This is a genomic window from Kitasatospora sp. Root107 (assembly GCF_001424875.1).
Taxonomy (GTDB): Bacteria; Actinomycetota; Actinomycetes; order Streptomycetales; family Streptomycetaceae; genus Kitasatospora.
Genome location: NZ_LMCT01000016.1, coordinates 20,269 through 45,571, shown reverse-complemented (window position 1 = coordinate 45,571; position 25,303 = coordinate 20,269). Strand labels below are relative to the sequence as shown.

Sequence of the window (25,303 nt, the reverse complement as noted above, 5' to 3'; positions counted from 1 at the left end):
GGTCTGACCTCCCGCACAACGCGATCCGGCCTCGCCCTGGTGGGCGAGGCCGGATCGCGTTGTGCGGGAGGTCAGACCGCGTCGGAGACGCCCGGACGCCGGCGGAGCACATGCGCGCCGACCCCGAGCCCGCCGGCCAGCAGGACCGCGCCTGCGGCCAGCCCGCCGCCGGAGAGGGCCGTGCCGCCGCCGCCGGTGTGCACGCCGCCCTTGGGCTGCTTGTGCTCCGGCGCCGCCTCGGTCGTGGTCTGCCCAGCCGTCTGGTCAGTCGTCGTACTGCCCGGCTTGCCGGTCGCCTGCTTCTCTTCCCAGGTCTTCTGCCCTTCGGCGGTGGCGGCCTTCGCCTGCTTCTGCTCCCAGGTCAGCTCGGCGGCGCCGTCCTCGGCGTACGCGGCGGGGGCGGCCAGCAGGACGGTGGCGGCGAGCGCGGCGCCGGTGAGCAGGTTACGTGCGGAACGCATGAGGGTGGTCCTTCCGGTACTCCGTGCGATTGCCGACACCGCGTCGGCAGGAGAGTCGCACCAGCACCTCAATCACCGTCTGTCATCGGCGAATTACCCGCCACCGGGGCGCGGCATCAGGGGGAGCGCACTCCTGACGATCCGTCACGCGCCGGTGCCGGGCGACCCACGAAGGGGTCGCCCGGCACCGGCTCTCGTCATCGTCGGACCTCGTCAGGCTCTGATCGTCACCTGCGGGCGAGTCTCCTCCGTCATCGCCTCGACCAGCCCGGTGGTGTGTGTCCCCGCGCGGAACTCCGGACGGTCGAGGACCCGGCGGAGGAAGCCGGTGGTGGTCCGCAGGCCGCTCCCGTCGATCCTGAACTCGCCCAGGGCCCGGTCCATCCGGGCCAGCGCCTGCTCCCGGTCGGGCGCCCAGACGACGGCCTTCGCGAGCAGCGAGTCGTAGTCGGGACCGACGTACCAGCCCGGGTAGGCGTGGGTGTCGACCCGGACGAACTGGCCGCCGGGCGGCACGAATTCGGTCAGCAGCCCGGGCGTCGGCGCGAAGTCGCGGTCCGGGTCCTCGGCGTTGACCCGGCACTCGATCGACACCCCCCGTGACACGACGTCCTGCTGGCGTATCGTCAGCGGCAGTCCGGCCGCCACGGTGAGCTGTTCGCGGACGATGTCGATCCCGGTGACCATCTCCGTCACCGGATGCTCCACCTGCAAGCGACAGTTGATCTCCATCAGGTAGAACTCCCCGGACGGCGCCAGGACGAACTCGAAGGTGGCTGCCCCGACATAGCCGACCGCAAGCGCGCCCTGGACTGCGGCGGCGCACATCGCCTCCCGCTGCTCCGGCGGGAGGTTCGGCCCCGGGGACTCCTCGATCAGCTTCTGGTGCCGGCGCTGGACCGAGCAGTCCCGCTCGCCGAGGTGGATCGCGGCTCCGTACCGGTCGCAGATCACCTGCACCTCGACGTGCCGGGCGTCGTCCACGAAGCGCTCCAGGTAGAGCCGTTCGTCGCCGAAGATCGCCCGGGCGTGCGCCCGGGTCTCCCCGTACGCGCGCAGCAGGTCGGCGGGGTCGCGGACCACCGCCATGCCCCGGCCGCCGCCGCCCGCCACGGCCTTGAGGATCACCGGGTACCCGACCCGCTGCGCGGTCTCCTCCGCCTCGGCCGGCCCGCTCAGCGCGCCTTCGCTGCCTGGCAGGACGGGCAGTCCGGCCCGCGCCATCAGCGCGCGGGCCACCGCCTTGTCGCCGAGCTGCTGCATCAGCTCCGGCGGCGGGCCGACGAAGGTGATGCCGTTGGCCTCGCAGATCTCCGCGAAGTCCGGGTCCTCCGAGAGGAAGCCGTAGCCGGGGTGGATCGCCTCCGCACCGGTCTGCAGCGCGGCCTCGATGATCGAGGGGATGTGCAGGTAGCTGTTCCTGGACGGCGCGGGGCCGATGTGCACGGCCTGGTCCGCGAACCGGACCACCGCCGAGTCCCGGTCCGCGGTCGAGTGGACGGCCACCGTACGGATGCCGAGTTCGCGGCAGGTCCGGGCGACCCGCAGAGCGATCTCGCCCCGGTTGGCGATGAGGACGGTCGAGAACATCTCAGGCGTCCTCATCCGGTGACGCCGGCGCCACCGGCTCCAGGGCGATCAGACGCTGCCCGAACTCGACGGCCGTGGCGTCGGGCGTCAGGATCTCGACCACCCGCCCGGCCGCGTCCGCCTCGACGGTGCTCATCATCTTCATGACCTCCAGGATCCCGACCGGCTGGCCGGGCGTGACCAGGTCGCCGACCGAGACCAGCGGCGGCGCCCCCGGCTCTCGCGCGTGGTAGAAGGTGCCCACCATCGGCGCGCACAGGTAGCCGAGCGCGCCGTCCTCGGCGACGGGCGCCGGGGGGACCGCCTCGGCGGGGGCGGCGGTCGCGGCCACCGGTTGGTCCGGCCACTCCATCTCCACCGTGGTGCCGCCGTGCTGCAGCTTGATCCTGCTGGGCGGCTGCGGCGCGGACCTGGCCAGCTCCCCCACGCTGCGGCAGACCGCGTCCAGGTCAGCCGGGTAGTCCGTGCCGGGCGGGCCGAAGATGATGCTCCGGGTCGGCGTGACCCAGCCGTTCTCCTGCGGGACGTTCTTGGTAGTCACTGTGTACCTCTTCCAGCCGGGGGCTTCGCCGCGATGCCGAAGTCGTCGAACCGGCTCTTGCGTTCCTTGAGCAGCTGTTCGGGCTCCCACGGGATCAGCTCGCCGAGCGCGGCGGTCAGGGCGGCGCCCAGCATGGTGGCCGCTCCCGCGTGGTCCTGGTGCGCGCCCTCGGCGGGCTCGGGCACGATGCCGTCGACGATGCCGAGCCGGAGCAGTTCCCCGGCGTGCACCCGCAGGGCGGCCGCCGCGGCGGGCGCTGCCGCCCGGTCCTTCCAGAGGATGGCGGCGCAGCCCTCGGGGCTGATCACCGAGTAGACGCCGTTGGCGCTGATCAGCACCCGGTCGGCGACCGCCAGGGCGAGTGCGCCGCCGCTGCCGCCCTCGCCGATCAGCACGGCGACGATCGGTACCGGGAGTCTGGCCATCAGCCGCAGGTTCTCGGCGATGGCGATCGCCTGACCGCCGCGCTCGGCGTCCGGTCCCGGATTGGCGCCGGGGGTGTCGATCAGGGTGACCAGCGGGAGGCCGAGTTTGGCGGCCATCCGCATCAGCCGGGCCGCCTTGCGGTATCCGGCGGGGGCCGCCATGCCGAATCGGCGACGTTGTCGTTCTGCCAGGTCGGGGCCGCCCTTGTGATGGCCGATCAGCATCACCGGCAGGCCGGCCAGGCGGCCCGGCCCGCCGACGATGGCGGGGCAGTCCTCGCTGAGCCGGTCGCCGTGCAACTCCTGGAAGTCGTCCAGCAGGTGCCCGACGTAGTCGAGGGTGGTCGGCCGGTCCGGGTGCCGGGCCAGCCGGACCGCCTCCCAGGAGTCACGTTCCAGTACCTCGTCCAGCTGACTGCGGATCAGCTCGTCCGGCGGGGCGTCCGCCACCGGGCCGACCCGGTGGCGCGGTGAGCGCAGGCCGAGCAGCCGGCCGAGCGTCGGGCGCAGTGCGGACCGCGGCACCACGTCGTCCACCATCCCGTGTTCGAGCAGGAACTCGGCGGTCTGGAAGCCCTCCGGCAGGCTCTCGCCGGTGGTCTGTTCGATCACCCGGGGCCCGGCGAAGCCCATCCGGGCGCCCGGCTCGGCGATGATCACGTCGGCCAGCGTGGCGAAGGACGCCGCCACTCCCCCGTAGGTGGGGTCGGTGATCAGCGAGACCACCAGGATGCCCGCCTCGTCGAGTTCGGCCACCGCCAGCGCGGTCTTGGCCATCTGCATCAGGGCGAGCACCCCCTCCTGCATCCGGGCGCCGCCCGAGGCCGTCACCAGCAGCAGCGGGACCTGCAGCCGCAGGCTGGTGTGCGCGGCCTCGGTGATCAGCGCTCCGACGCCGCAGCCGAGGCTGCCGCCGAGGAAGCGGAAGTCCATCACGGCCGCCACCACCGGCTGATCCTCGATCCGGCCGGTCGCGCAGACCACCGCCTCGCGCAGTCCGGTGCTGGTACGGGCGTCGAGCAGCCGGTCCGGGTAGGTCCGGCTGTCGACGAACTCCAGCGGGTCGTGCAGGGACTCCACGTGGTCGATCGGCACCGCCGAGCCCGGGTCGAGCAGCTGCTCCAGCCGCTGATGGGCCGTCAGCCTGGCGTGCAGCCCGCACTCCGGGCAGACCCGCAGGGTCCGCAGGAAGCGCTTGCCGTAGACCAGGGCGGCGCAGCCTTCGCACCGTACCCAGTCCAGCTCTTCGTCGGTCTCGGCCATGTGGATCGTTCCTCCTACGGACGGTGTCAGGCGGTGCCGGAGCGCTCCCAGCGGTAGAACTCGCGGGCCATGGCGTCCTTGGGTTCGCGCCAGGTCTCCGGGTCGTAGGCCTGGACGTACGACGTCAGCAGCCGGCTGACGTCGCGGAACTCCGGGTGCCCGGCCAGCTTGGCGACTTCGGGGCCGGGCGGCCGTTCGGCCTCGATCAGGTGCAGGTAGAGGTCGCCGAACTGGAACAGGCTGCGGCCGGTGACACCGATCAGGTGCGGCAGTTCACCCTGGTCCGAGTTCCCGAAGACCTCGGCGATGCCGGCCGCCGAGTCGGGCTTCATCCGGGCGACGATGAGGGCGCGGTGCATCGTGCTCACGCCCTCCCGGTCCGCTTCTCGACCTTGTCCCTGATCAGCTCCATCTGGGTCCGCGAGTTGCGGTTGATGTGGTTGGTCATGGCGTCGTCGTCGACCGGGGCGGTGGGCTTCATCGCGAAGTCCTGGATCCAGCGCATCCGGGTGCCGTCCGGCACCTCCGCGTACTCCCACCGGATGTCCATGAACTCGAACGGGCCCGGCTCCACCCGCCTGGCCCGGACCGCGAGGCCGTGGCGGTCGGTCTCCCGCTCGGAGACCCAGCTCCAGACCGTGCCGTTCTCGTCGGGGTGCATGGTCAGCCGGAAGGTGGTCCGCTCGCCTTCGCGCTCCAGCACTTCGACGGTGGCGTACTCGCTGAACAGCTGCGGCCAGTTCTCCAGGTCGTTGGTGATCTCCCAGACCAGGTCGACGGGCGCGGCGATGAGGATCTCGTTGTCGGTGTGGCCGGGCATCTCAGGCTCCTGCCGTGATGGCGGCGTTGACCGCGTCGAGGAACTCGTCCGGGGACTTGGACATCTCGGCTCCGGCGGCGATCTTCCGGCCGTAGCGGTTCTCCAGCTCGCCCACGATGCCGAGCAGGCCCAGCGAGTCCACGCCGAACTCCTCGAAGGTGGCGGTCGGGCTCTGCAGCGCCTCGGGGGCGACGGTGATGCCGGCCCGGGTCTTGATCAGCCCGGCCAGTTCACTGTGCGTCAGATGCTGGTTCATCAGGTGGTTCTCCTTCGTAGGATCGGACGATGTGTCAGGACTCGGCCCGGCGCAGCACCAGGGCCGCGTTGGAGCCCATCAGGCCCCGGCTCAGCACCAGGGCGGTCCGCAGCTCGGCGGTGCGCGCGAAGCCGGTCACCAGGTCGAGGCCGTACTGGACGTCGGTGACGTTCGGGGTGGGCGGCACCAGACCCTGCTCCATGGCGAGCACCGCGGCGGCGGTGTCGAGTAGCGGGGCACCGCAGTAGGACCGGCCGGTGCCGGCCTTGGGCGCCGTCACCGGAACGCGGGCGGCGTGCCCGCCGAGGGCGTCGGCGATCGCCAGCGCCTCGGCCCGGTCCGCCTCCGGCACGCCGAGCGCGTCGGCGAAGACCACGTCGATCTCGTCGGGGGCGCAGCGCGCCTCCTCCAGCGCGCCGCGGATCGCCCGGGCCAGCCCGTGCCGGGACTCGGCCCAGCGGGAGGCCCCGGTGAAGGTGGCCGCGTGTCCGGCCAGTTCGGCCCGGATCCGGGCGCCGCGGCGGCGGGCCGAGGTCTCGTCCTCCAGCACGAACATCGCGCCGCCCTCGGCGGGTACGAACCCGCAGGCGTCGGCGCTGAACGGCAGGTAGGCCCGGTCCGGGTCCTCGCTCAGGCTGAGTTCGCCGTACCCGAGCTGACAGACCATCGAGTACGGCGCCAGCGGCGCCTCGGCGGCGCCCACCACCACGGTGTCGGTGCCGCGCCGGATGGTGCGGACCGCGTGCGCCAGCGCGTCCAGGCCGCCGGCCTCGTCGCTGGCCACCACCGCGCAGGGGCCCTTGAAGCCGCCACGGATCGAGATCTGGCCGGTGCTGGCTGCGTAGAACCAGGCGATGGACTGGTACGGGCCGACGAAGTGCGGTCCCTGCGACCAGAGTTGCTGAAGCTCGCGCTGGCCGAACTCGCCGCCGCCGGAGCCGGCCGCGGTCACCACGCCCACGCCGTAGGGCGCGGCAGCGTCGGCGTCGAAGCGCGCGTCCGCCAGGGCCAGGTCGGCCGCGGCCATCGCGTAGTGCGTGAACCGGTCGGTCTGGACCAGGTAGCGCCCTTCGATGGTCTCCTCCGCGTCGAAGCCGCGGACCTCGCCCGCGATCCGCAGCGGCAGGTGCGCGCAGCCCTCGCGGGTGACCGGGCCGAGCACGGAGGAGCCCTCGCGGGTCGCCTTCCAGAAGTCGTCCGCGCCGATCCCGTTGGGAGCCACCACACCTATCCCGGTGACCACCGCGCGGCGGTCGGGTCGGGTGACGGTCATACCATGGCCCCCTCTCGGCGGAGCACCACCGCGGACTGGAAGCCGCCGAACCCGCTGCCCACCGAGAGGACGTTGCGCAGCGGGATCGAGCGGGCGGTCCTCGGCACGTAGTCGAGGTCGCACTCCGGGTCCGGGCTGTCGTAGTTGGCGGTCGGCGGCACCACCCCGTGGGCCAACGCCAGGGCGCAGGCCACCAGTTCGATCGCGCCGATCGCGCCGAGCGAGTGCCCGACCATCGACTTGATCGAGCTCATCGGGGTCCGGTACGCGTGCGCGCCCAGCGAGCGCTTCACGGCCGCCGTCTCGTGCCGGTCGTTCTGCTTGGTGCCGGAGCCGTGCGCGTTGACGTAGTCGATGTCGGAGCTGTCGACCCTGGCGTGCGCCAGCGCTCGGTCGATCGCCTCGGACATCTCCAGGCCCTCCTGGGTGAGCCCGGTCATGTGGTACGCGTTGCCGAAGGTGGCGAAGCCGCCGATCTCGCAGTACACCCTGGCCCCTCGGCGCCGGGCGTGCTCCAGCTCCTCCAGCACCAGGACGGCGCCGCCCTCGCCGAGCACGAAGCCGTCCCGGTGGGCGTCGAACGGGCGGGAGGCGTGCGCCGGATCGTCGTTGCGCTCGGAGGTCGCGTGGATCGCGTCGAAGCAGGCGACCGTGATCGGCGAGATCGGCGAGTCCGAGGCCCCGGCGATGCAGACGTCCGCCCGGCCGTCCTCGATGGCCTGGAAGGCGTACCCGACCGCGTCGAGGCCCGAGGTGCAGCCCGTCGAGACGGTCTGCACCGGGCCGTGGGCACCGGTCTGTTCGGCCACCGCCGACGCCAGAGTGCTCGGCGAGAACGCCCGGTGCAGCTGCGCCGCGGCCTTGCGGTGGTCGACGTCCCAGCGCGCGCCCGAGCTGCTCACCTCGGCGTAGTCCTGCTCCAGCCGGGTGGTGCCGCCGACCGCGGTGCCCAGGGACACCCCGATCCGCCAGGGGTCCTCGGCGCCCACCTCGAGACCGGCGTCACGGACCGCTTCGGCGGCGGCGACCAGGGCGAACTGGACGTACCGGTCGGAGCGCGCGATCTGCTCGGCGTCCAGGCCGGACGCCGCCGGGTCGAAGTCGCACTCGGCGGCGATCCGTGACCGGAAGCCGGCCGGGTCGAACAGCGTGATGCCGCGGGTCGCCGTACGGCCGGCGGTGAGCAGCTCCCAGAACGCCGGGGCGCCGGTGCCGCCTGGGGCGACGATGCCGATACCGGTCACCGCCACCCGCCGGTTCACGAGGCGACCTCGGCAGGTTCCGGCGGCAGACTTTCCGGGGTGTCCTCGGTGTCGACGTGGCCGAGGTCGGGCCGGGGGGCCAGCGGGCCGAGGTGGAACACCATCCGGGCCTCGGTGCTCCCGACGTTGCGGAACCGGTGGCGCATGCCGATCGGGATCATCAGGCCCTGGTCGGGGGCCAGGGCGTGCGGCACGCCGTCGAGGTCCACCTCCAGCCGCCCGGCGACCACGTAGACGAACTCCTCGGAGTGCGGGTGGTAGTGCTCACCGATCCGCTCCCCCGGCTGCACGATCGCCAGCCCCATGAATCCGCTGGTGGCGCCCACCGCGGTCGGGGTGAGCATGGCGCGCAGGTCGCCGCCACGTCGGCGGTTGGGTTCGGCCTCGTCGACGTGCACGATGCGTGGGAACTGCGTGGTCATGATTGTTGCCTCCAAATACCTGGACAGGGACGGTCCCTGACGGTTGGTCTCCGCTCAGGAGTCCTTGGCGCGACGGTCCGTGACGAGGGCCATCCGGCACTCGTCGAGGAACCGGCCGAGCTCCGCAGCGACCCGCAGGTCGTGGTCGCCGAGGTCGACCAGGCGGCTGAGCACGCTCGCCGCACGGGGGCCGACCACGCCGAGTGCCAGGCCAGGCACCGACTCCGGCGACGTGGTCAGGTCCACCACCCGGACCACGGTGTCCTCGCGCTGGAAGACGGTGCTCGCCACCAGCCGGCTCGCCTGTTCCTCGACGGCGAGCCGGTCCTGACGGGCCAGCAGCGCGGCGACCGCCGCCCCGCAGCCGGTCCGGACGGGATAGCTCAGAGCGTGCCGGGTGACCCCGGCGGACGGCATCCCGGACGCCGCCACATGGTGGACCGCGGGCAGCGCGGCCCGGATGAAGAACGAGCGCGCGGACTCCGCGTCGCTGAGGTCACGGGCCTCCTCGAGGTAGGGGTTGATGGCCTCCTCGACCGCCCTGACCTCGGGCTGCTGCGCCACGTGGCGCAGCGCGGCGGCCAGGTCGCCGGCCACCTCGACGGACCGCACCACCCGGTTGCCGCGCATGAACAGCGAGGTCCTGAGCAGTCGGGTGCGCTCGTCCACCTGGGCGGCGGGCGAGGTGTAGCCCGCCAGGATCTCGGCCACCTTGTGCTCGCTGCCGGGCTTCACCGTGAAGGTGAGAGCGTGCCGGACGGTGCCGTCGGTGACCGGGGCCGGTCCGTCGAAGGTCTCCGACCCCGCGGTCTCCCGCATGATGCTGAACCGCAGCGAACGGGTGTCCCGTACGCACCCGTGCAGGGGTCGGACCATCTCGCGGTGCGCCTCGCTGTCCACCCACGACAGGAAGGGCCGCGCGCTCTCCCACTCACTGGTGATCAGCCACTGCGCCGGGTCCTCGATCGACTGGCACAGCTGGTCGCTGACATGGCCGGGCACCGAGGCCACCTGGTGGCGCAGCTGCTCGTACGCGTCCAGGAAACGCTGCTGCGCGCCGTCCTGGATGTCGCACAGCAGCACCACCCTGAGCCGGGGGGTGCTCAACGCGGCACGGCGCGATACGGGTTCGGTCAGAGTCGTCATGGCTCTCCTTGAGGGCGACACAGTCCTAGGACCTCGGGGGGGCCGGTCACGGACTGTCACGCCGCCGCTGCGGCCCGAGGTCGATCGTGGTTCCCCCGCGCCCGTGGCGCGAGAGCTGGAAGCCATCTGAGCGAAACGCGCGGACATGCCATCGCTGACCGAGCGTCAAACCGCGTCGCACCGGAGGCTGTACCTGGGGCCTGTCCGACAACGACTGGAGCGATTGATGAACTCGAAGGCCGAGGACCACGTACCGGTCCTCATCGTGGGTGGTTCCCTGGTGGGGCTGTCCGCCTCGCTGTTCCTGGGCCGACTGGGTGTCGAGCACCTGCTGGTCGAGAAGCACGCGGGCACCTCGCACCACCCGCGTGGACGCGGCAACAACGTCCGGACGATGGAACTGTTCCGGGTGGCGGGGGTCGAACAGCCGATCCGTGAAGCCGCCTCCGTGCTGGCCGAGAACCACGGCATCCTGCAGGCCGACACCCTCGCCGGGCTGGACCAGGAGTGGCTGTTCAAGGAGATCGACCCCGGCGGTGCGCTGGCCCGGTTCAGCCCGTCCGGCTGGTGCCTGTGCAGCCAGAACGACCTGGAGCCGGTCCTGCTGCGCCGGGCCCGCGAACTCACCGGGGAGCTGCGGTTCGGCACCGAGCTGGTCGGCTTCGAGCAGGACGCCGACGGGGTGACGGCCGTGCTGCTCGACCGGGAGAGCGGCGAGCAGCGCACCGTCCGCGCCGACTACCTGATCGCCGCCGACGGGCCGCGCAGCCCGGTCCGGGAACGGCTCGGCATCGGCCAGGCCGGGCCCGGCGACCTGTTCCACAACGTCAGCATCACCTTCCAGGCCAAGCGGGTCGCCGACGTGGTCGGCGACCGGCACTTCATCGCCTGCTACCTGACCACCCCTCAGGGACCGGGTGCCCTCCTGCCGGTGGACAACCAGGAGCAGTGGGTCTTCCACGCCCCCTGGCATCCCGAGCAGGGCGAGACGCTGGCGGACTTCACCGACGAGCGCTGCGTCGCCCACATCAGGGCGGCCGTCGGCGTGCCCGACCTGGAGGTCGAGATCACCGGCAAGGCCCCGTGGCACGCGGCCGAACGGGTCGCCGAGCGCTACGGCTCCGGGCGGGTCTTCCTCGCCGGTGACTCCGCCCACGAGATGTCGCCCACCGGCGCGTTCGGCTCCAACACCGGTATCCAGGACGCCCACAACCTGGCCTGGAAGCTGGCCGCCGTGCTGGGCGGCTGGGCCGGGCCCGGATTGCTGGACACCTACGGCGAGGAGCGGCAGCCGGTGGCGCGCGCGACCAGCGCCCGCGCCTCCGCGCGCTCGGCCGAGCACAAGCACCCGGGGTACGAGGCTGCGCCGGGTACCGGGCGGCAGAGCAACGTGCTGGCCGTGGCGCTCGGCTACCGCTACCCCGTCGGTGCGGTGGTCGGCACCGACCCGGCCGGTCCTGCCGTGCCGGAGCGGTTCGAGGCGGCGGGCGAGCCCGGCAGCCGGGCACCGCACGTCTGGGTGCGCCGGGCGGGCGTCCGGCTGTCCACCCTGGACCTCTTCGAGACCTCGCCGACCTTGCTCACCGGGCCGGACGGCGGACCCTGGCTCGCGGCGGCACAGCGGACTGCCGAGCGGCTCGGCGTCCCGCTGGAGGCGTACCGGATCGGCACCGACCCCGAGCACGAGCTGGCGCCGGAGCCCGGCGCCGACTGGGCGGCGGCCTACGGTACGTCCGCCGAGGGCGCGGTGCTGGTGCGGCCGGACGGCTTCGTCGCCTGGCGTGCCGAGGGTTCGGTACCCGACCCGGACGCGGTGCTCGGTGAGGTCCTCGACTCGGTGCTCCGACTGAGGTCCTGACGCTGCGACGGCGCGGCTTCGTCGGTCAGGCCTTGTTTCGCCCGCCCAGCAGGTGGGTGATCAGGGCCAGGACGACGAAGCCGAGCGCCACCGCCAGGCCACGCTGGAAGGCACCGGACCAGTCCTCGTGCCGGGCCGCGACCTCGGCGAAGAAGACCGAACCGACCGCCGCGATGCCGACCGCGGAGCCGATCCGCTGCGCGGTCTGCAGTACCCCTGCCGCGCTCCCGGCCCGGACGACCGGCACCTCGCCCAGCGTCAGCGTCTGGTTCGGCGAGACCACCAGGCCGCTGCCGATGCCCGCCACCAGCAGCGGTACGACGGTGGCCCAGCCGACGTGGTGGCCGGACCACAGGTGGACGGCGAGCGCGGCACCCGCCAGGCCGGCCACCACCAGGACCAGCCCCACCGTCACCAACCTCCGCCCGAAGTGCTGCACCAACCGCCCGCCGACCAGGGCGGAACCGGCCGAGCCCAGGGCGAACGGCGTGATCGACAGCCCCGCCAGCAGCGCGCTGTACCCCTGCCCACCCTGCAGGTAGAGGCTGAAGATGAAGAAGATCGCGGTGAACCCTGCGAAGTACAGCAGCGCGAGCAGCACACCCAGCGCGTACGGGCGAGATTCGAACAGACTCATCCGGACCAGCGGCTCACCGCTGCGGCCGTAGCGGCGTTCCCAGGCCGCGAAGGCGGCCAGCAGGACCAGGGCGGCCGGGAGCAGCAGCCACTTTGCTGCGGCGTGCCACTGCTGCTGCATGAACGGGAGCAGCAGGCAGAGCGTGCCACCACCCAGCAGCAGGACGCCGACCGGGTCGAACCGGGGCCGACCCGGCGGCCGCGCACTCGGCCCCGGCAGCGTCCGGTACGCCATCACCAGCGCGACGGCACCGACCGGCAGGTTCACGTAGAACACCCAGCGCCAACCGTTCTCCTGGCCGAACACCTCGATCAGCAGACCGCCCAGCAGTGGCCCCACGGCGGTGGAGAACCCGATCGTGGAACCCAGTCGGCCGAACGCCCGCCCTCGCTCGGCTCCCTGGAACAGCTGCTGGATGAAGCCGGACACCTGGGGCACCAGCAGCCCCCCGGCCAGGCCCTGCGCCAGCCGGGCGGCCACCAGCCAGGTCTCGTTCCGGGCGGCGCCGGCCGCCGCGCTCGCCATCGTGAACAGCGCGAGGCCGGTCATGAAGACGACGCGCCTGCTGTACGCGTCACCGAGCCGCCCACCCGGCACGAGCACCAGCCCGAACGCCAGCGCGTAGCCGGAGAGCGCCCACTGCATCCCGCTCTCCGACATGTGCAGGTCCGAGCGGATGGAGGGCAGGGCGACGTTGACGATGCTGATGTCGAGCAGCGTCATGAACCCCGCGACCAGACAGACCGTCAGTGCCTGCCAGCGGTTCTCCCGCCCCGACCCGTCGTCCGCCGGTCGCGGCTCGTCCCGGGACCCGGGCACGGGAGGGCTTGGTGTGCTCACGCTGGAGCCTTCCGGGTGAGTCCCCGATTGGAGAGCGGGCACCCAGTATCGTGACAGCCCGCGCGCCAACCCGCCCGACCGGGCGCGGCACGGCCTGCGTACCGCCCGGACGGCGGAGCGTTCCGGACGGCGGGCTCCCACCACGTGCTGGTGTCCGGGCTTGTGACTGCCAGGAGTGGGCAGGGATGAACGCCTGTGGCGGGCTGGTTACTTGGAGGTAGTCGGTGCGAATAGCTGTCGCTCACAACCTGAGGTCGTCGGAAGGTCTGGAGCAACGGGGGTTCACCTCCCGGCAGGAACTCGACGACCTGATGGCGTCGGTGGCCGGCCTCGGGTACTCCGTCGAACCTCTCGAGGTGTCCGGAGCTCTCGCCGATGTGGCCGGCCTCCTTGGAGCCATGCGCCCGGATCTGGTGTTCAACCTGGCGGAAGGATGGAGCGGCCCGTGGCGGCAGTCGGTCCTTCCGGAACTTTACGAAGAGTTGGGCCTGCCCTACACGGGTTCGGGACCGGCTGCGCTGGCGCTGGCCCTGGACAAGCACCGCACCAAACTGACCCTGCACCAGGCCGGCCTGCCGACCCCGCCCTCGGTGTTCCTCACGCCGTTCCTCCCGCCGGACGCAGCGACGACAGCGCTGAGCGGTCTGCCGTTCCCCGTCATCGTCAAACCGAACTTCGAGTCCTGCTCGAAGGGCATCACCGGCAACTCCCTTGCGCACACGGCGGAGGAGGCCACCGATGTGGCGGCAGCCCTGCTCAACGACTACCCGGACGGGGTCATCGCCGAGGAATACATACCCGGCCGGGACATCACTGTCCCGTACCTGGCCGCAGCGGGCGGGCCCCTCGCCGTCGCGGAGACCACCATGCCCGCCACCGCCGCCGCGGGCGGCGTCTTCGACTACGACCTCAAACAGGACCCGACACGCTGGCAGCACCTCAAAGTCCCAGCCCCGGTGCCCGATCACATCGCCCGCCGGGCACGCCACCTGACGGGCCTGGCCGTGGACGCACTGGGCCTGCGGGACATGGCCAGAGCCGACTTCCGCCTCTCTCCGGACGGCGGCCTGCACCTGCTGGAGGTCAACGGACTCCCAGGGCTCCCCCTCAACGGCGCCACCCACCAGGCCTCCGTCCTGGCGGGCCTCGACCCCCGCCACGGCATGGCCGCCGCCATCATCGCCTCAGCCCTCACCCGCTACGACGGTTGACCGAGCGTCAGCCTGCCGCGCCCCGCCCGGGCGGTTCGTCCGCCCGGGACGGTGGCGGGATATCGACGGATCGGGGCGCTCTCGTCACTGGCGCGACGGCTTCTGGTGGCAGGAGGATCGGACCGTTGACCCACCGAGACGCCCCGAGCGGCAGTACGCACGTGATCACCGTGCACCTGAAGTACGAGATCGACCCCGACATGGCGGACTTCGAGGAGTACGGGCGGCGCTGGGTCAAGCTTGTGAACCGCTTCGGAGGCGACCCCCCGAGTGTGTCGCAGCCTTCGAACTGGCCCGCACCACCGGGTGCATCAGGCGGTACCAACGCCGGTTCCTCAAGCCCCTCGACAGCGGCGAGTGACCACGCTGACGAGCTGCCCGCGCTACAGCTGAACCTCGGTGCGGTAGACCCTCAGGCCCCGGCGCCGGTAGTTGCGCAGCGCGTTCGGATGGTCGCGCGAGCGCGTGTGCAGCCAGACCCGGTGCACCGCGTCAGCCTCCACGGCCTCGCTCGCCCATGCCTGTCGGACCGTCAGCGTCAGCGCGGGACCGCCGAGGCCCCGGCCGATGTACTCGGGCAGCAAACCGAACGTGACGATCTCCACGTCCCCATCGGGCTGGGGCTCCATGACGGCGACCCCTGCGGTCGTGCTCCCGAGCGAGATCAGCCAGAACTGGCGCAGCGGATGAGCCAGCGTCAGCTCCCGCCATCCCTGGGCGGAGCGGGTCGCGCTCCCCCACCCGTAGGCGCCCCCGATCCGGGCCAGCGCGGCGTGCAGCAGCGGGAGGGTCCCGTCCACGCGGTGGAGCGACAGAGCGGGCACTGCTCTGCCGGGCCGCAGGTCGTCGGGGTCGTTCATCTCCAGATACGTGACGGTCGTTCCCAGGTCGCGAGCGCGTGGCGGGCGGGCGAACACCACGACGTCCGCAGGCCCGGTCAGGCGCTGCCAGCCGTGCGCCTCGTAGAGCCTGATCGCGTCCAGGGCTTTCGGCGAGGTCAGCAGCCAGGAGTCGTCCGCGTCGGCGCACAGCAGCTGGAGGATGCGGCCCGCCAGGCCCTGCCTGCGAGCGTGCGGGGCGACCGCGAGTTCGTCCACCTCGAGTGTCCCGGCCAGCCGCGTCTCCACCTGGTCGCCGAGGGCGGCACGCACCCGGTCGTAGGCGCGGCCCGTCGGGAAGGGGCGTGGCGTTGGCCAGGCCGTACCGAAACCTGCGGGTATGCCGTTCGAACTGGCCAGCACCGCCACGAACCCCGGACGGCGAAGGTCCGTGGTCAGGCGGCGGGCGAAGGCGGCGATGCCGGGTCCGTCCTCGTTCCAGGGCGGTTCGTTGAACGCGAGGCCGTAGATCTCGATCAGTTCGGCGGCGCGGGCGTGGGTCTCGTCCGCGGTGAGTCGCTCCAGCTTCATGCGGGAACCTGGACCTTGCCGATGCCCAGGGTGCTCGCCGGGGGCAGCATCCCCGACTCGAACACCGCGCCCAGCAAGGGGCGGTTGAGGTGGGCCAGCCTCTCGGCGCCCGCCGCCCCGAGCGCTCGCCACGGCTGCGCCGCCAACTCGTCGGTGATCCGCTCGACTTGCTCGCGCAGTGCCCGCCCTGCCGGGGTGGCCACTCCCTGGGCATCGGTGAGGCCGCGGCCGGCCAGCCGTTCGCGGGCGGCCGCCCATTCCTCGGCGCTCCACCCGCGCCCGTCGAAGGCGTCGACCGGTGCGGCCCCGATGGAGGCGAAGGAGACCAGGGCCTCGCAGCCGTCCAGCCCCACGGACTGAAGCGCCGTCAGATGCCCGTCGCCCCGGTGCTCACGCAGCACCGCATACGCCTGCCACAGGGCCAGGTGCGGCTCCTGCGGCCAGGGCAGCTCGAGATTGGCCGCGGCCAGCGGCCGGTGGGCGAACTCGATACTCTCGGCGGCCCGGATCGCCAGCTCCGCCGCCTCGCCCAGGTCGGTCAGCTCACCGGGCAGGGCCCGGAACGCCCGATCCACCGCGCGCAACCGGGCTCGGAGCACCTGCGAGGGCGCGGCCGTGGCCCAGATGCCCGGCACATGCCGGGCGATCATCGAAGGGCTGAAGCTGTAGAAGGCGGCGGCCACGAGCTTCGGCCCCACCGAGCCGAGTGGCGCCGCGCGCCAGGCGAAGTAGCTCGGCCAGCGTGTCCCGACGTCGTAGCCGAGCGCCGCCGCCTCCTCCAAGGCTTCGGGAGCGAGGTAGAGCACGGCGTTCACCGGCTCGATCTGATGCCACATCTGACGGGCCAACCGTTCGAACATCGCGAAATCCTCACTGCCTAGGTAGGATACGACAGTGACGATAGAAGCATGGCGCATCACTGGTCAACCGGATCTAGACAGTCACATCGGATGGCGGGTCGAGTTGGCGGCCCACCTGGTGAACTGCCTCACCGCAACCTCGGCCCACGGCCGCCCGGTCACGCCACCCTCCGGCGGCGATGACCGACTCGCCGCGCTCACCGACCAGTTGGCCGCAGTCGGGCGCGTACCCTCCCTACTCACCGCCGACGAGGCCGACCGGATGGCCGCGGCCGGGCGGCCGCCCCTGTCGTTGACCGACGCCGACGCCGACCGACTCGCCGAGGTCGCCGCCGAACTGCGTCCGTCCTTCGGCGCCGGCGACCGCATCCTCGGCGCTGCCGCACGGCTCAACCAGCTCCTGGTACGGCACAACGCCGTACCCAACCTGCACGGCGATCCGCACCGACCTCTGGTCCTCTCCTTCCACCGGGCCGATGCGGACCTCGTGGACGCGTGGGCTGCGGACACGGGAACCGCCCTGGCCATGGTCATCGGAGTGGGCCAGGCGGCCAGGCTCGGCGCCTGCCAGGCCGACGAGTGCTCGCTGGTCTTCTTCGACACCACGCGAAACGCCTCCCGCCGGTTCTGCGATCTGGCCTGCCAGAACCGGACCAAGGCCAGCGCATACCGCGCCAGACGACGGGCGCAGAGCTCCTGACGGGGCCTCATGGCCGGGGACGGTCACACGTCGCGCCGCCGTACAGCCAGTACGGCGATCACCACCGCGGCGAGCGGCCAGAGCGCGAAGGCCGTCCACGACTCGGCCACCGTGGGAAGGGCGGCACCGCTGCGGGGGTGCGTCTGGGACAGGCAGGTGCGCCAGGCGTAGTAGGGGAACATGCCGTACAGGTCGTTCGCCCACTGGTGCACGCTCGGCTTGAAGAAGCCCGGCAGCACGACCAGCACCGCGCAGGCGGTGACGACGGTGGTGGCCGTGTGCCGCAGGAGCGCCCCGACGCCCATGCCGACCAGGGCGGCCACGGGCGCGAGCAGCACGTTCGCCAGGAGTACCCGGGGGACGCCGACATCGCCCACCGAGAGGCCGATGCCGCGGCCCGACAGGACGGCCTGGCTCACGCCGAACGTACCCACCGAGACGGCCAGGCCGACGGCGAGCATGACGCCCGCGACGACCACCACCTTGGCCAGCACCACCCGGTGGCGGGCCGGTACCGCGGTCAGCGTGGTGCGGATCAGACCGGAGGCGTACTCCCCGACGATCGTCAGGGCTCCGACGGTGCCCGCACCGATCATGAGGACGGCCACGCCGACGCTGCTGAGCGCCTCGGTCATCGGGTCGTAGCGGGACTTCTGCTGCGGCCCGTAGTCCGGCCAGTTACCGTAGGTGTCGAAACTGCTCTGGGCCGCGAGCCCGATCAGGACCAGGATGCCGAGCCCGAGTACCCAGCAGGTCGAGCGGAGCGACCACAGCTTGATCCACTCGGCGGCGAGGAGGTCGCTCGTCCGCAGGCGCGGTTGTGGCTCCGACTGGACAGTGGCGGTCGGCCGGAGCGTGGTCGGCGAGGTCATCGGCGATCACCCGCGAGGTAGTCCGCCCGGTCGGCGGTCAGTTCCATGAACGCTTCCTCCAACGATGCGCTGCGCGAAGCGAGTTCACGCAGCAGGACCCGGTGCTCGAAGGCGAGCTCGCCGATCCGGGCCGCGGTCAGTCCCGTCACGGTGAGCGACTCGGAGCCGTCCGTTCGTACGTCGGCGCCCTCGAGGGTGAGGACGCCCGCGAGCCGGGCGGGGTCGGGGGTGCGCACGCTGACCCGGCTGCCGGTGCCGCGCGCGGCGAACTCGGTGACGCTCTCCGCCGCGATCAGCTCGCCGCGGCCGATGACGACGAGTTGGTCGGCGGTGTTCTCCATCTCGCTCATCAGATGGCTGGAGACGAGTACCGTGCGCCCCTCGGCCGCCAGCCGCTTGAAGAGGTCACGCACCCACCGCACGCCCTCCGGGTCGAGGCCGTTGACCGGTTCGTCGAACAGCAGCACGGGCGGGTCGCCGAGCAGGGCGGCCGCGATGCCGAGCCGCTGCCGCATCCCCAGCGAGAACCCGCCGACGCGGCGGTGCGCCGCGCCGGACAGACCCACTTCCGCCAGGACCTCCGGCACCCGGCGGTGGGACAGGCCGTTGCTCCGGGCCAGCGCCGACAGGTGGGCGACGGCGCTTCGGCCCGGGTGGACGTCCCCGGCGTCGAGCAGCGCTCCGACCTGGTGCAGTCCGGCCTGCCGATGGGCGAACGGGCTCCCGTTGACGGTGGCGGTTCCCGCAGTGGGCCGGTTCAGCCCGAGGATCATGCGCAGCGTGGTGCTCTTTCCGGCACCGTTCGGTCCGAGGAACCCGGTGACCTTCCCGGGCCGCACCGTGAAGCTCAGGTCGTTGACGGCGAGGACGTCGCCGAAGCGTTTGCTCAATCCACTGACTTCGATCACGCGGTCCACGGTGCCGCCGGCCGGACCCCTGCCACATCGGCCGACGGACAGGAATCGGCGCTGCCACGTATGCCTGCAGGCGTACTCCTACGGGCTGACGCCCGGGCCCCGGGCGGCAACCTACGCTCGGGGCGTGCCCGAGAACCCGCCCCACCCGCCCTCCGCTCCACCGCTGCTGGTCTGGTTCGCGGTGGCCGCACTGGGCCTGGCCCTGTACGCCACGGTGGCGGGCGGCCCGGTGCCGGTCCTCGGGCCGGAGAGCCAGGGCGTCGCCCTCGCTCTGCTGACGTTCGCGATGGCAGCGCCGCTGGCGTGGGCACGGCGACAGCCACGGCTGGTCCTCGCTGTACTCCTGATCCAGGTAGCCGGCGCGCCGGTGCTGGGGCTGCGGGCCGAGCAGATCTGGCCCCTTCTTCCGGCCGGACACCTCCTGGTCGGCCTCGTCGCGGCGACCTGGACGCCCCGCGCCACTCTCGCGGCGGCAGGCGGCACGCTCGCCGTCCAGGAGACGGTCCTGCAACTGGGCCTATTCCGGGACGGCGGCTGGGCCCGTGTGCTGGCTCCGGGCTACCTCGGTCTGACGGCCTGTCTGGCCCTCGCGGTGCTGTTCGCATGGCTGACCGGCACATCCGTCCGCCAACGACGCGAGTACGGCGAGGCGTTGCGCGCGCAGACCTCCGCCCAGGCCGTCACGGCCGAGCGGCTGCGCATCGCGCGCGAACTGCACGACATGGTCGCCCACAGCATCGGCGTCATCGCGATCCAGGCCGGCGCAGGCAGCCGGGTGATCGGCAGCGACCCCGAGCTGGCGCACAGCTCGCTGCAGGCCATCGAGGCCACCAGCCGGGACACGCTGCGGGGACTGCGGCAGCTGCTCGATCTGCTCCGCCAAGCCGATCCCGAGCGGGAGCCGTCCCTCGAACCGACCCCGTTCGCGGGCCTCGCGGACCTCGACCGACTGGTCTCGACGGCGGCGGACGCCGGCGTCCGGGTCGAGGTACGGCACCGGGGGGAACCGCGCCCGCTGCCCACCGCCGTCGACCAATCCGCCTTCCGCATCCTCCAGGAGTCGGTGACCAACGTGGTGCGGCACGCGGCCACCCGGCACTGCCGGGCGACGGTCGACTACCGACCCCGCGAACTGCTGGTCGAGGTGGTCGACGGCGGGCACGGCGGCGCGGTCACCGCCGGCTCCGGCTACGGCCTGCGCGGCATGCGCGAACGGGTCGCGCTCCTCGACGGCAGCTTCACCGCCGGGCCACGGCCGGAAGGCGGCTTCCGGGTCGCCGTACGCCTGCCACTCCCCCTCGCCTCGACTGCTCCGACTGCTCCGACCTTTCCGACTGCCGAGGCCCGATGAGCATCCGCGTCGTACTCGCCGACGACCAGGCGCTGGTGCGGGCCGGGCTGCGGATGGTCATCGACCGCAGCCCGGACATCGACGTCGTCGGCGAGGCGGGCACCGGCACCCAGGTGGTCGGGCTGACCAGGGAACTGCGGCCCGACGTAGTCGTCATGGACATCCGCATGCCCGGCATGGACGGCATCGAGGCCACCCAGATGATCACCGCCGACTCGCCCGGCACCCGGGTCGTCATGCTCACCACCTTCGACAGCGACACCAACATCTACGCCTCGCTGCGCGCCGGTGCGAGCGGCTTCCTCCTCAAGGACATGGCGTTGGACGACATCCTCACGGCCATCCAGGTGGTCGCGGCGGGCGACGCCCTGATCGCCCCGAACGTCACCCGCCGCCTCATCGCGGAGTTCGCCGGCCGCCCCGAACCTGCTCCACCTCCGGCCGAGCTCGCCTCCATCACGCCACGGGAACGCGAGGTGCTGACCCTCGTCGGGCGCGGCATGTCCAACGGCGAGCTCGCGGCACACCTCCACATCAGCCCGGGTACCGCCAAGACCCACGTCGCGAGCCTGCTCTCCAAGCTCGGCGTCCGCGACCGGGTCAAACTCGTCATCCTCGCCTACGAGGTGGGACTGGTGTCACCGTCCCGCTGACGGACAGCCACCTCGGCGTCCACGGCGTCGAGCAGCTCGGGCAGCGACCCCGGGAACGACCGGATCAGCGAGTACAGCGCTGCTGAGCGCTCGGCCGGCACCTCTCCCGCAGCGCGGCGGTCGCCACATGCCGCGCGGCCCGCCCGCTCCAGGACGCCCGGACCACCTCGGCGCACCCCTGCTCCCCACCGAGGACGTCACCACCTGGGCCGGACGCGCCAGTTGAACCACCTCGGGCGGGCAGTCCGCGCGCCATGCCAGCACGACCGCAGCCCTGCGCGGCAGCCGTCCTGGCTTCGCGAGCCCCCGTCCGGGCCGGTCAGGTGGTCCGGCTACCGTCGTCGCGGCCGGACACGCACAGGGCCCAGATGACGAAGCCGCAGACGGCCATCACGGTGAGGGACCAGAACGGGTAGTACGGGATGGACAGGAAGTTGGCGATGATGAGCAGCGCTGCCAGGGCCACTCCGAGGATCCGGGCCCAGAAGGCCAACCGGAACAGCCCGAGGCCTACGCCGACGGCGAGGACGCCGAGGACCAGATGAATCCAGCCCCAACTGGTCAGGTCGAATTGGAAGACATAGTTCGGAGTTCGCACGAAGACGTCGTCCTCGACGATCCCCATGATCCCGCGGAGGATGCTGAGGGATCCCGAGATCAGGAGCATCACGGCGGCGAAGACGACCAGGCCACTGGCCACGGTCGAGGAACCGTCGTCGCGGACGCTCGTAGATGAGGACATGATGTGTCTCCGTTCCCGCTGATGCCCGCAGTGGACGCGGGCCGACGTGGATGCCGGGTAATGGGCCTACGCTCCGAGTTCGGCCTCGGTTTCGGCCACTGCGATGGCGAATCCGAGAGCCTCGGCGATGTGGGTGGCCGCCGACATCACACGGGCGGTGCCCACGATCGGTGCGATGGCCACCAGGACGTCCTGCACCTGATCGACCGTCAGGCCGGACTCCACGGCGGGGCCGATGTGGGCGAGGTAGGACATCGGCGGTGCGTCCATGGCGACGAGCGCGGCGATGCGCGTGAGGATGAGCCTGTCCGCCGGCAGACCGCAGCGTTCGATCGAGTCGACGGTCATGGCCGCCAGGGTGTCGAGGACTGGGGTTTCGGATGATGTCGTCACGCCGGGTCATCTCCTGAGAGAGTTCGGGGAGCCGACGCCGTCAGTGCCGGGGAACCTGGTTCTCCTACGCCGTACCCCTGTACATCGACCATAGGAAGACTCAGGCCCGCCTGCATCTCCTGTTGGGCACCTCCTCACCTACCTGAAGCTGCGGGAGAGCCGCGACCCGAACGCGACCCGGATCAGCCCGGCGCCGTGAACCGGTAGCCGTCGTCGATCAGCACCGGCAGGTAGGTCCGCAGCGCCGCGATGGTCTGCGAGCGGTCGCCGCCGCCGTCGTGGTTCAGGACGATCGAGCCGGGCTGGACCGCCTTCAGAACGCGGTCGGTGATCCGGGAGATGCCGGGGCGGGCCCAGTCGCGGGGGTCCACCGACCAGCCCATCGGGCGCATGCCCAGCTCCGAGCAGGTCCGCAGGGCGACGGGTGACCAGTCACCGCCGGGGGCCCGGAACCAGGTCAGGGGCTTCCCGGCGGCGGCCTGGAGGAGGTCGGAGGTGCGCTCCAGCTCGTCCCGGACCCGGGTCTCCGAGAGCCGGCGCAGGTCGGGGTGGGTCCAGGTGTGGTTCGCCAGATGGTGGCCTTCAGCGGCGATCTCGCGGACCAGGGCGGGGTGTTCGGCGGCGTTCTCGCCGACCAGGAAGAAGGTGGCCCGGATCCCGTACTTCCGCAGCAGGGCCAGCACCGCGGGCGTGTGTGTGGGATCCGGGCCGTCGTCCAGCGTGAGGGCCACCAGCTTGTCGGTGGCCGGGAGCTCGTACACCGGATTGCCGACCGCCCTCGGCGCCGGATTGGCCGAGCTGGGCGCAGGGGCCGGAGCGGGGGCCGGAGCCGGGGCTTCCACCTGCGAAGGTGCGGCGGCGGGTGGGAGGGGTACGGGGGAAGCGGGGCCCGCGTCGCCGGAGCCACCGGGTGGTGCGCCGCAGGCTCCGGCGGCCAGCAGGGTCACCCCGGCGACGGACAGGAGCTTTCTCCGGCTGATGATCTGACGGTGCGACAGCATGTTCCATCTGTCGCACGGAAGTCCCGGGACGGCGCGGCCGAGCGCCCCACTGGAGTGCGGTACCCATTCCAACGGCCGAGCCGGCACCCCGAACGGACCTGCCGCCCTCACCCGGATGAGCCGACCCCGGTGGCGCTCCGCCGCCCGGCAACTGACGGTGAGTGAGGCGCGCCTATGACTCCTTCAGCCGACGAAGTGTCGGCAGTCGTCCGGAGGCGCCGGAAGGATCCAGTCCCCATGCGTTCTCAATGCGCTCTGCTCGCCGGAGCAGCCGCCGCCGCAATCCTCGTCCTCGGCGCTCCTGCCGCCCAGGCCGACACCACCCCCGCTGCCCCCGACGGCCAGACGACCCAGCAGCAGCCCCGCGTCGTCGACGACCAGAAGATGTGGCAGGAGGCTCCGGCCGCCCCGGCCGCCCCTGAGGTGCAGAAGGCGGTGCCGGACCAGCCGCCCGCCGAGGAGAAGAAGCCGAACCACGAAGCTGCCAAGGACCAGGCCGTGGAGGACAAGTCGGCCGCCGAGCCGGAGTCGGACTGGCAGCACGGCCAGAAGCCGCACGGCGGTGTCCACACCGGTGGCGGCGGCCTGGCCGTCTCCGGCGGTGGCCTGGCCTCGGGCGTCGCGCTGCTGGCCGGCGGCCTCGGCGTCGGTGCCTACACCCTGCGGCGCCGCAACGCCGGCGCCGGCTCGGCCTGACCGGGCCGGCCCGCAGGCCTCGCGTCGTGGTCGTCGCCTCGGGCGGCGGCCACGACGAGGCGTCCGCAGAGCTCGCACCACTCCGACCCAGCACCCAGCGAGAGGAGCCGGCCCGATGGGCCGTCAGACAGCGCCGAACGGTGAAGGCGAAATCGGGTCTCCGGCCGCCCGGGAGGGCGGCAGTCTCAGGCCCTTCTGGTGGGCGATGGGAGCTGCTGCCCTGGGGCTCCTGGTGATGTACCAGTCCGTGGACACCGGCCCGGTGGCGCCCAGTCAGGTCGCCGCCGTCGCCCCGGCCGCCGCCCCCACCGCCGGGGCGTCCTCCCTCGCCGCCCCGGCGGTGCCCACGCTCCCCCGTTCCCGCCCGGTCAGGCTGTGGATCCCCCAGCTCTTCGTGGAGGCACCGTTCGTCGAGCTGGGCCTGGACCGGGCCGGTGCCCTGGAGGCCCCGGCCAAGGAGGACCGCAACCTCGTCGGGTGGTACCGCGACGGTGCCTCACCCGGCGAGCGCGGCAGCGCGGTCGTGGCCGGACACGTGGACACCACGACCGGCCCCGCGGTCTTCCTGATGCTGCACCGGCTGGCCCCGGGGAACACGATCGACATCACCCGCGCGGACGGCATCGTGGCGACCTTCGCGGTGGACTCGGTCCAGACCTTCCCCAAGGACCGCTTCCCGGACCAGCAGGTGTACGCGGACACCGATACCGCCCAGCTGCGCCTGATCACCTGCGGCGGCGCGTACGACCGGCAGCGCAAGGACTACACGGACAACGTCGTGGTCTTCGCCCATCTCCAGTCCTCCCGGCAGACCTGACCGTCGCAGGTGTTCGTGGAGCGGTGGCTCCCCGGCTGCCGGGGAGCCGGCTCAGACCCAGCCGCGTCGGCCGCCGACCGAGTGCAGCCACTGGTGCAGGTAGCCCGCCCAGTCGGTGGCGGCCACGTCGGAGTGCGCCACGGTGAACGAGCGGAAGGTGTCCGAGCCCTCCGTGAACAGGCCGCCGCGCTTGTCCATCTCCAGCACCACGTCCACGGCGTGCTCGTCCGCGACGAACGACAGCTCGACCTGGCTCAGCCCCGGGTACTGCGGCGCCGCGAAGAACTCGATCTCCTGGTAGAACGGCAGCCGCTGACGGGTGTTGCGGATCTGACCGCGCTCCAGGTCCGCGCCCTTGAAGCGGAAGCCGAGCTGCCCGAAGGCGTCCAGCACGGCCTGCTGAACGGGCAGCGGATGAACCGCGATCGGGTCCAGGTCACCGGCGTCGACCGCCCGGTCGATCGCCAGCTCGGTGTGCACCCCGAGCACCATTCCGCGCAGCTGCTGCCCGCCCACCGCCGTCACCGGCGTCTCGAACGGCACCTGGAAGGCGAACGGCACCGCGTGCAGCGCGCCCTCCTTCAGCTCGAACGCGCCACCGAGGCGGTGCTGTTGGAAGCGGATGTCCTGGTGGCTCTCGCTCTCGCCGCCCTCCACCTCCACCCGGGCCTGCAGGCTCAGGGTCAGCCCCTCGATCGCCTGGTCGACCTTGCCGCCCTGGATCCGGACCTCGCCGCGCAACATGCCGCCGGGCAGCACGTTCGGGTCCGCGAGGACCGTCTCGACCGAGGCACCTCCGGCACCGAGTCCGGCCAGCAAGCGCTTGAATCCCATCGAAGTTCCTCTCGTCGGCGCAACACCGCTGATCAGCGTAGCGAACGGCCGCT

Annotated in this window: 27 protein-coding genes and 1 pseudogene; 8 read left to right on the top strand and 20 right to left on the bottom strand. The window is 72.2% G+C overall.

All coding sequences use genetic code 11. From position 1 onward, the window contains the following. Nucleotides 1-71: 71 nt before the first annotated feature. The 11 genes from ASC99_RS16635 to ASC99_RS16585 all read right to left on the bottom strand — a co-directional run bounded on the left by ASC99_RS16635 (nucleotide 72) and on the right by ASC99_RS16585 (nucleotide 9,459). Nucleotides 72-461: a hypothetical protein gene (locus ASC99_RS16635; RefSeq protein ID WP_057232825.1), complete on the bottom strand. Its 390-nt coding sequence runs from the start codon at nucleotides 459-461 to the stop codon at nucleotides 72-74. Between the two features lie 213 nt (nucleotides 462-674). Next, nucleotides 675-2,051 (bottom strand): acetyl/propionyl/methylcrotonyl-CoA carboxylase subunit alpha, encoded by a 1,377-nt coding sequence (locus ASC99_RS16630; protein ID WP_057232824.1) that lies wholly within the window; start codon nucleotides 2,049-2,051, stop codon nucleotides 675-677. A 1-nt stretch (nucleotide 2,052) separates the two neighbouring features. Next, nucleotides 2,053-2,592: a biotin/lipoyl-containing protein gene (locus ASC99_RS16625; RefSeq protein ID WP_057232822.1), complete on the bottom strand. Its 540-nt coding sequence runs from the start codon at nucleotides 2,590-2,592 to the stop codon at nucleotides 2,053-2,055. Further along, complete coding sequence (locus tag ASC99_RS16620) at nucleotides 2,589-4,280, bottom strand: acetyl-CoA carboxylase carboxyl transferase subunit (RefSeq protein ID WP_057232820.1); 1,692 nt, start codon at nucleotides 4,278-4,280, stop codon at nucleotides 2,589-2,591. The genes ASC99_RS16625 and ASC99_RS16620 overlap by 4 nt, the downstream gene beginning before the upstream one ends. Nucleotides 4,281-4,306: 26 nt before the next feature. Continuing rightward, a complete protein-coding gene (locus ASC99_RS16615; protein WP_057232945.1) occupies nucleotides 4,307-4,639 on the bottom strand; it encodes a TcmI family type II polyketide cyclase in 333 nt (110 codons plus the stop codon). A 5-nt stretch (nucleotides 4,640-4,644) separates the two neighbouring features. Next, on the bottom strand, nucleotides 4,645-5,100 hold the full coding sequence (locus tag ASC99_RS16610) for an SRPBCC family protein (protein ID WP_057232818.1): 456 nt from the start codon (nucleotides 5,098-5,100) through the stop codon (nucleotides 4,645-4,647). A gap of 1 nt (nucleotide 5,101) precedes the next feature. Continuing rightward, on the bottom strand, nucleotides 5,102-5,356 hold the full coding sequence (locus ASC99_RS16605) for an acyl carrier protein (RefSeq protein WP_057232816.1): 255 nt from the start codon (nucleotides 5,354-5,356) through the stop codon (nucleotides 5,102-5,104). Between the two features lie 34 nt (nucleotides 5,357-5,390). Next, nucleotides 5,391-6,629, bottom strand: coding sequence for a ketosynthase chain-length factor (locus ASC99_RS16600; protein WP_057232814.1), 1,239 nt, complete (start codon nucleotides 6,627-6,629; stop codon nucleotides 5,391-5,393). Then, complete coding sequence (locus ASC99_RS16595; protein WP_057232813.1) at nucleotides 6,626-7,891, bottom strand: beta-ketoacyl synthase; 1,266 nt, start codon at nucleotides 7,889-7,891, stop codon at nucleotides 6,626-6,628. Before ASC99_RS16595 ends, ASC99_RS16600 begins: the two co-directional genes overlap by 4 nt. After that, on the bottom strand, nucleotides 7,888-8,313 hold the full coding sequence (locus ASC99_RS16590) for a cupin domain-containing protein (protein WP_057232811.1): 426 nt from the start codon (nucleotides 8,311-8,313) through the stop codon (nucleotides 7,888-7,890). Before ASC99_RS16590 ends, ASC99_RS16595 begins: the two co-directional genes overlap by 4 nt. A 54-nt stretch (nucleotides 8,314-8,367) precedes the next feature. Continuing rightward, the gene (locus tag ASC99_RS16585) at nucleotides 8,368-9,459 is read right to left on the bottom strand and encodes a SchA/CurD-like domain-containing protein (RefSeq protein WP_057232810.1); all 1,092 of its coding nucleotides are present in this window, start codon (nucleotides 9,457-9,459) and stop codon (nucleotides 8,368-8,370) included. 226 nt (nucleotides 9,460-9,685) lie between these two features. Here ASC99_RS16585 and ASC99_RS16580 point away from each other — a divergent pair, with 226 nt between their 5' ends. Further along, the gene (locus ASC99_RS16580; protein ID WP_057232808.1) at nucleotides 9,686-11,317 is read left to right on the top strand and encodes an FAD-dependent monooxygenase; all 1,632 of its coding nucleotides are present in this window, start codon (nucleotides 9,686-9,688) and stop codon (nucleotides 11,315-11,317) included. Nucleotides 11,318-11,342: 25 nt separating this feature from the next. Here the strand turns inward: ASC99_RS16580 and ASC99_RS16575 are convergent, their stop codons facing one another. After that, a complete protein-coding gene (locus ASC99_RS16575; RefSeq protein ID WP_057232806.1) occupies nucleotides 11,343-12,773 on the bottom strand; it encodes an MFS transporter in 1,431 nt (476 codons plus the stop codon). 419 nt (nucleotides 12,774-13,192) lie between these two features. On the opposite strand from ASC99_RS16575, the gene ASC99_RS16570 reads away from it, so the two are divergent. After that, the gene (locus tag ASC99_RS16570; RefSeq protein ID WP_162257885.1) at nucleotides 13,193-14,005 is read left to right on the top strand and encodes a hypothetical protein; all 813 of its coding nucleotides are present in this window, start codon (nucleotides 13,193-13,195) and stop codon (nucleotides 14,003-14,005) included. A 161-nt stretch (nucleotides 14,006-14,166) separates the two neighbouring features. Next, nucleotides 14,167-14,366 (top strand): annotated as a pseudogene (locus ASC99_RS40540) (hypothetical protein). A gap of 22 nt (nucleotides 14,367-14,388) precedes the next feature. On the opposite strand, the gene ASC99_RS37295 reads toward ASC99_RS40540, so the two are convergent. Both ASC99_RS37295 and ASC99_RS16560 read right to left on the bottom strand, forming a co-directional pair. Further along, nucleotides 14,389-15,414: a GNAT family N-acetyltransferase gene (locus tag ASC99_RS37295; protein ID WP_082598385.1), complete on the bottom strand. Its 1,026-nt coding sequence runs from the start codon at nucleotides 15,412-15,414 to the stop codon at nucleotides 14,389-14,391. Next, the gene (locus ASC99_RS16560; protein ID WP_057232802.1) at nucleotides 15,411-16,274 is read right to left on the bottom strand and encodes a hypothetical protein; all 864 of its coding nucleotides are present in this window, start codon (nucleotides 16,272-16,274) and stop codon (nucleotides 15,411-15,413) included. The genes ASC99_RS37295 and ASC99_RS16560 overlap by 4 nt, the downstream gene beginning before the upstream one ends. A 34-nt stretch (nucleotides 16,275-16,308) precedes the next feature. Between ASC99_RS16560 and ASC99_RS16555 the strand changes: the two genes are divergently transcribed. Then, nucleotides 16,309-16,974 (top strand): CGNR zinc finger domain-containing protein, encoded by a 666-nt coding sequence (locus ASC99_RS16555; RefSeq protein ID WP_200948338.1) that lies wholly within the window; start codon nucleotides 16,309-16,311, stop codon nucleotides 16,972-16,974. A gap of 23 nt (nucleotides 16,975-16,997) precedes the next feature. On the opposite strand, the gene ASC99_RS16550 is transcribed toward ASC99_RS16555, so the two are convergent. Together ASC99_RS16550 and ASC99_RS16545 are read right to left on the bottom strand one after the other, a co-directional pair. Then, nucleotides 16,998-17,846, bottom strand: a complete 849-nt coding sequence (locus tag ASC99_RS16550; protein ID WP_057232800.1) for an ABC transporter permease subunit — start codon at nucleotides 17,844-17,846, stop codon at nucleotides 16,998-17,000. Beyond that, nucleotides 17,843-18,754, bottom strand: coding sequence for an ABC transporter ATP-binding protein (locus ASC99_RS16545; RefSeq protein ID WP_057232799.1), 912 nt, complete (start codon nucleotides 18,752-18,754; stop codon nucleotides 17,843-17,845). Before ASC99_RS16545 ends, ASC99_RS16550 begins: the two co-directional genes overlap by 4 nt. Nucleotides 18,755-18,887: 133 nt before the next feature. Between ASC99_RS16545 and ASC99_RS16540 the strand changes: the two genes are divergently transcribed. Both ASC99_RS16540 and ASC99_RS16535 read left to right on the top strand, forming a co-directional pair. Next, nucleotides 18,888-20,114 (top strand): sensor histidine kinase, encoded by a 1,227-nt coding sequence (locus tag ASC99_RS16540; RefSeq protein ID WP_057232797.1) that lies wholly within the window; start codon nucleotides 18,888-18,890, stop codon nucleotides 20,112-20,114. Then, nucleotides 20,111-20,767, top strand: coding sequence for a response regulator transcription factor (locus tag ASC99_RS16535; protein ID WP_057232795.1), 657 nt, complete (start codon nucleotides 20,111-20,113; stop codon nucleotides 20,765-20,767). Before ASC99_RS16540 ends, ASC99_RS16535 begins: the two co-directional genes overlap by 4 nt. A 319-nt stretch (nucleotides 20,768-21,086) precedes the next feature. Here ASC99_RS16535 and ASC99_RS16530 read toward each other — a convergent pair whose 3' ends face one another. The 3 genes from ASC99_RS16530 to ASC99_RS16520 form a co-directional block, all read right to left on the bottom strand. Next, nucleotides 21,087-21,509 (bottom strand): hypothetical protein, encoded by a 423-nt coding sequence (locus tag ASC99_RS16530; RefSeq protein WP_057232794.1) that lies wholly within the window; start codon nucleotides 21,507-21,509, stop codon nucleotides 21,087-21,089. 66 nt (nucleotides 21,510-21,575) lie between these two features. Beyond that, complete coding sequence (locus ASC99_RS16525; RefSeq protein WP_057232792.1) at nucleotides 21,576-21,902, bottom strand: carboxymuconolactone decarboxylase family protein; 327 nt, start codon at nucleotides 21,900-21,902, stop codon at nucleotides 21,576-21,578. A 182-nt stretch (nucleotides 21,903-22,084) separates the two neighbouring features. Further along, the gene (locus ASC99_RS16520; RefSeq protein ID WP_057241036.1) at nucleotides 22,085-22,903 is read right to left on the bottom strand and encodes a polysaccharide deacetylase family protein; all 819 of its coding nucleotides are present in this window, start codon (nucleotides 22,901-22,903) and stop codon (nucleotides 22,085-22,087) included. Nucleotides 22,904-23,140: 237 nt separating this feature from the next. Here ASC99_RS16520 and ASC99_RS16515 point away from each other — a divergent pair, with 237 nt between their 5' ends. Both ASC99_RS16515 and ASC99_RS16510 read left to right on the top strand, forming a co-directional pair. Further along, nucleotides 23,141-23,599, top strand: coding sequence for a hypothetical protein (locus ASC99_RS16515; RefSeq protein ID WP_057232790.1), 459 nt, complete (start codon nucleotides 23,141-23,143; stop codon nucleotides 23,597-23,599). A 115-nt stretch (nucleotides 23,600-23,714) separates the two neighbouring features. Further along, nucleotides 23,715-24,416 (top strand): class F sortase, encoded by a 702-nt coding sequence (locus tag ASC99_RS16510; protein WP_082598384.1) that lies wholly within the window; start codon nucleotides 23,715-23,717, stop codon nucleotides 24,414-24,416. Between the two features lie 51 nt (nucleotides 24,417-24,467). Here the strand turns inward: ASC99_RS16510 and ASC99_RS16505 are convergent, their stop codons facing one another. Beyond that, a complete protein-coding gene (locus tag ASC99_RS16505; RefSeq protein ID WP_057232788.1) occupies nucleotides 24,468-25,250 on the bottom strand; it encodes a sporulation protein in 783 nt (260 codons plus the stop codon). Nucleotides 25,251-25,303: the final 53 nt, after the last annotated feature.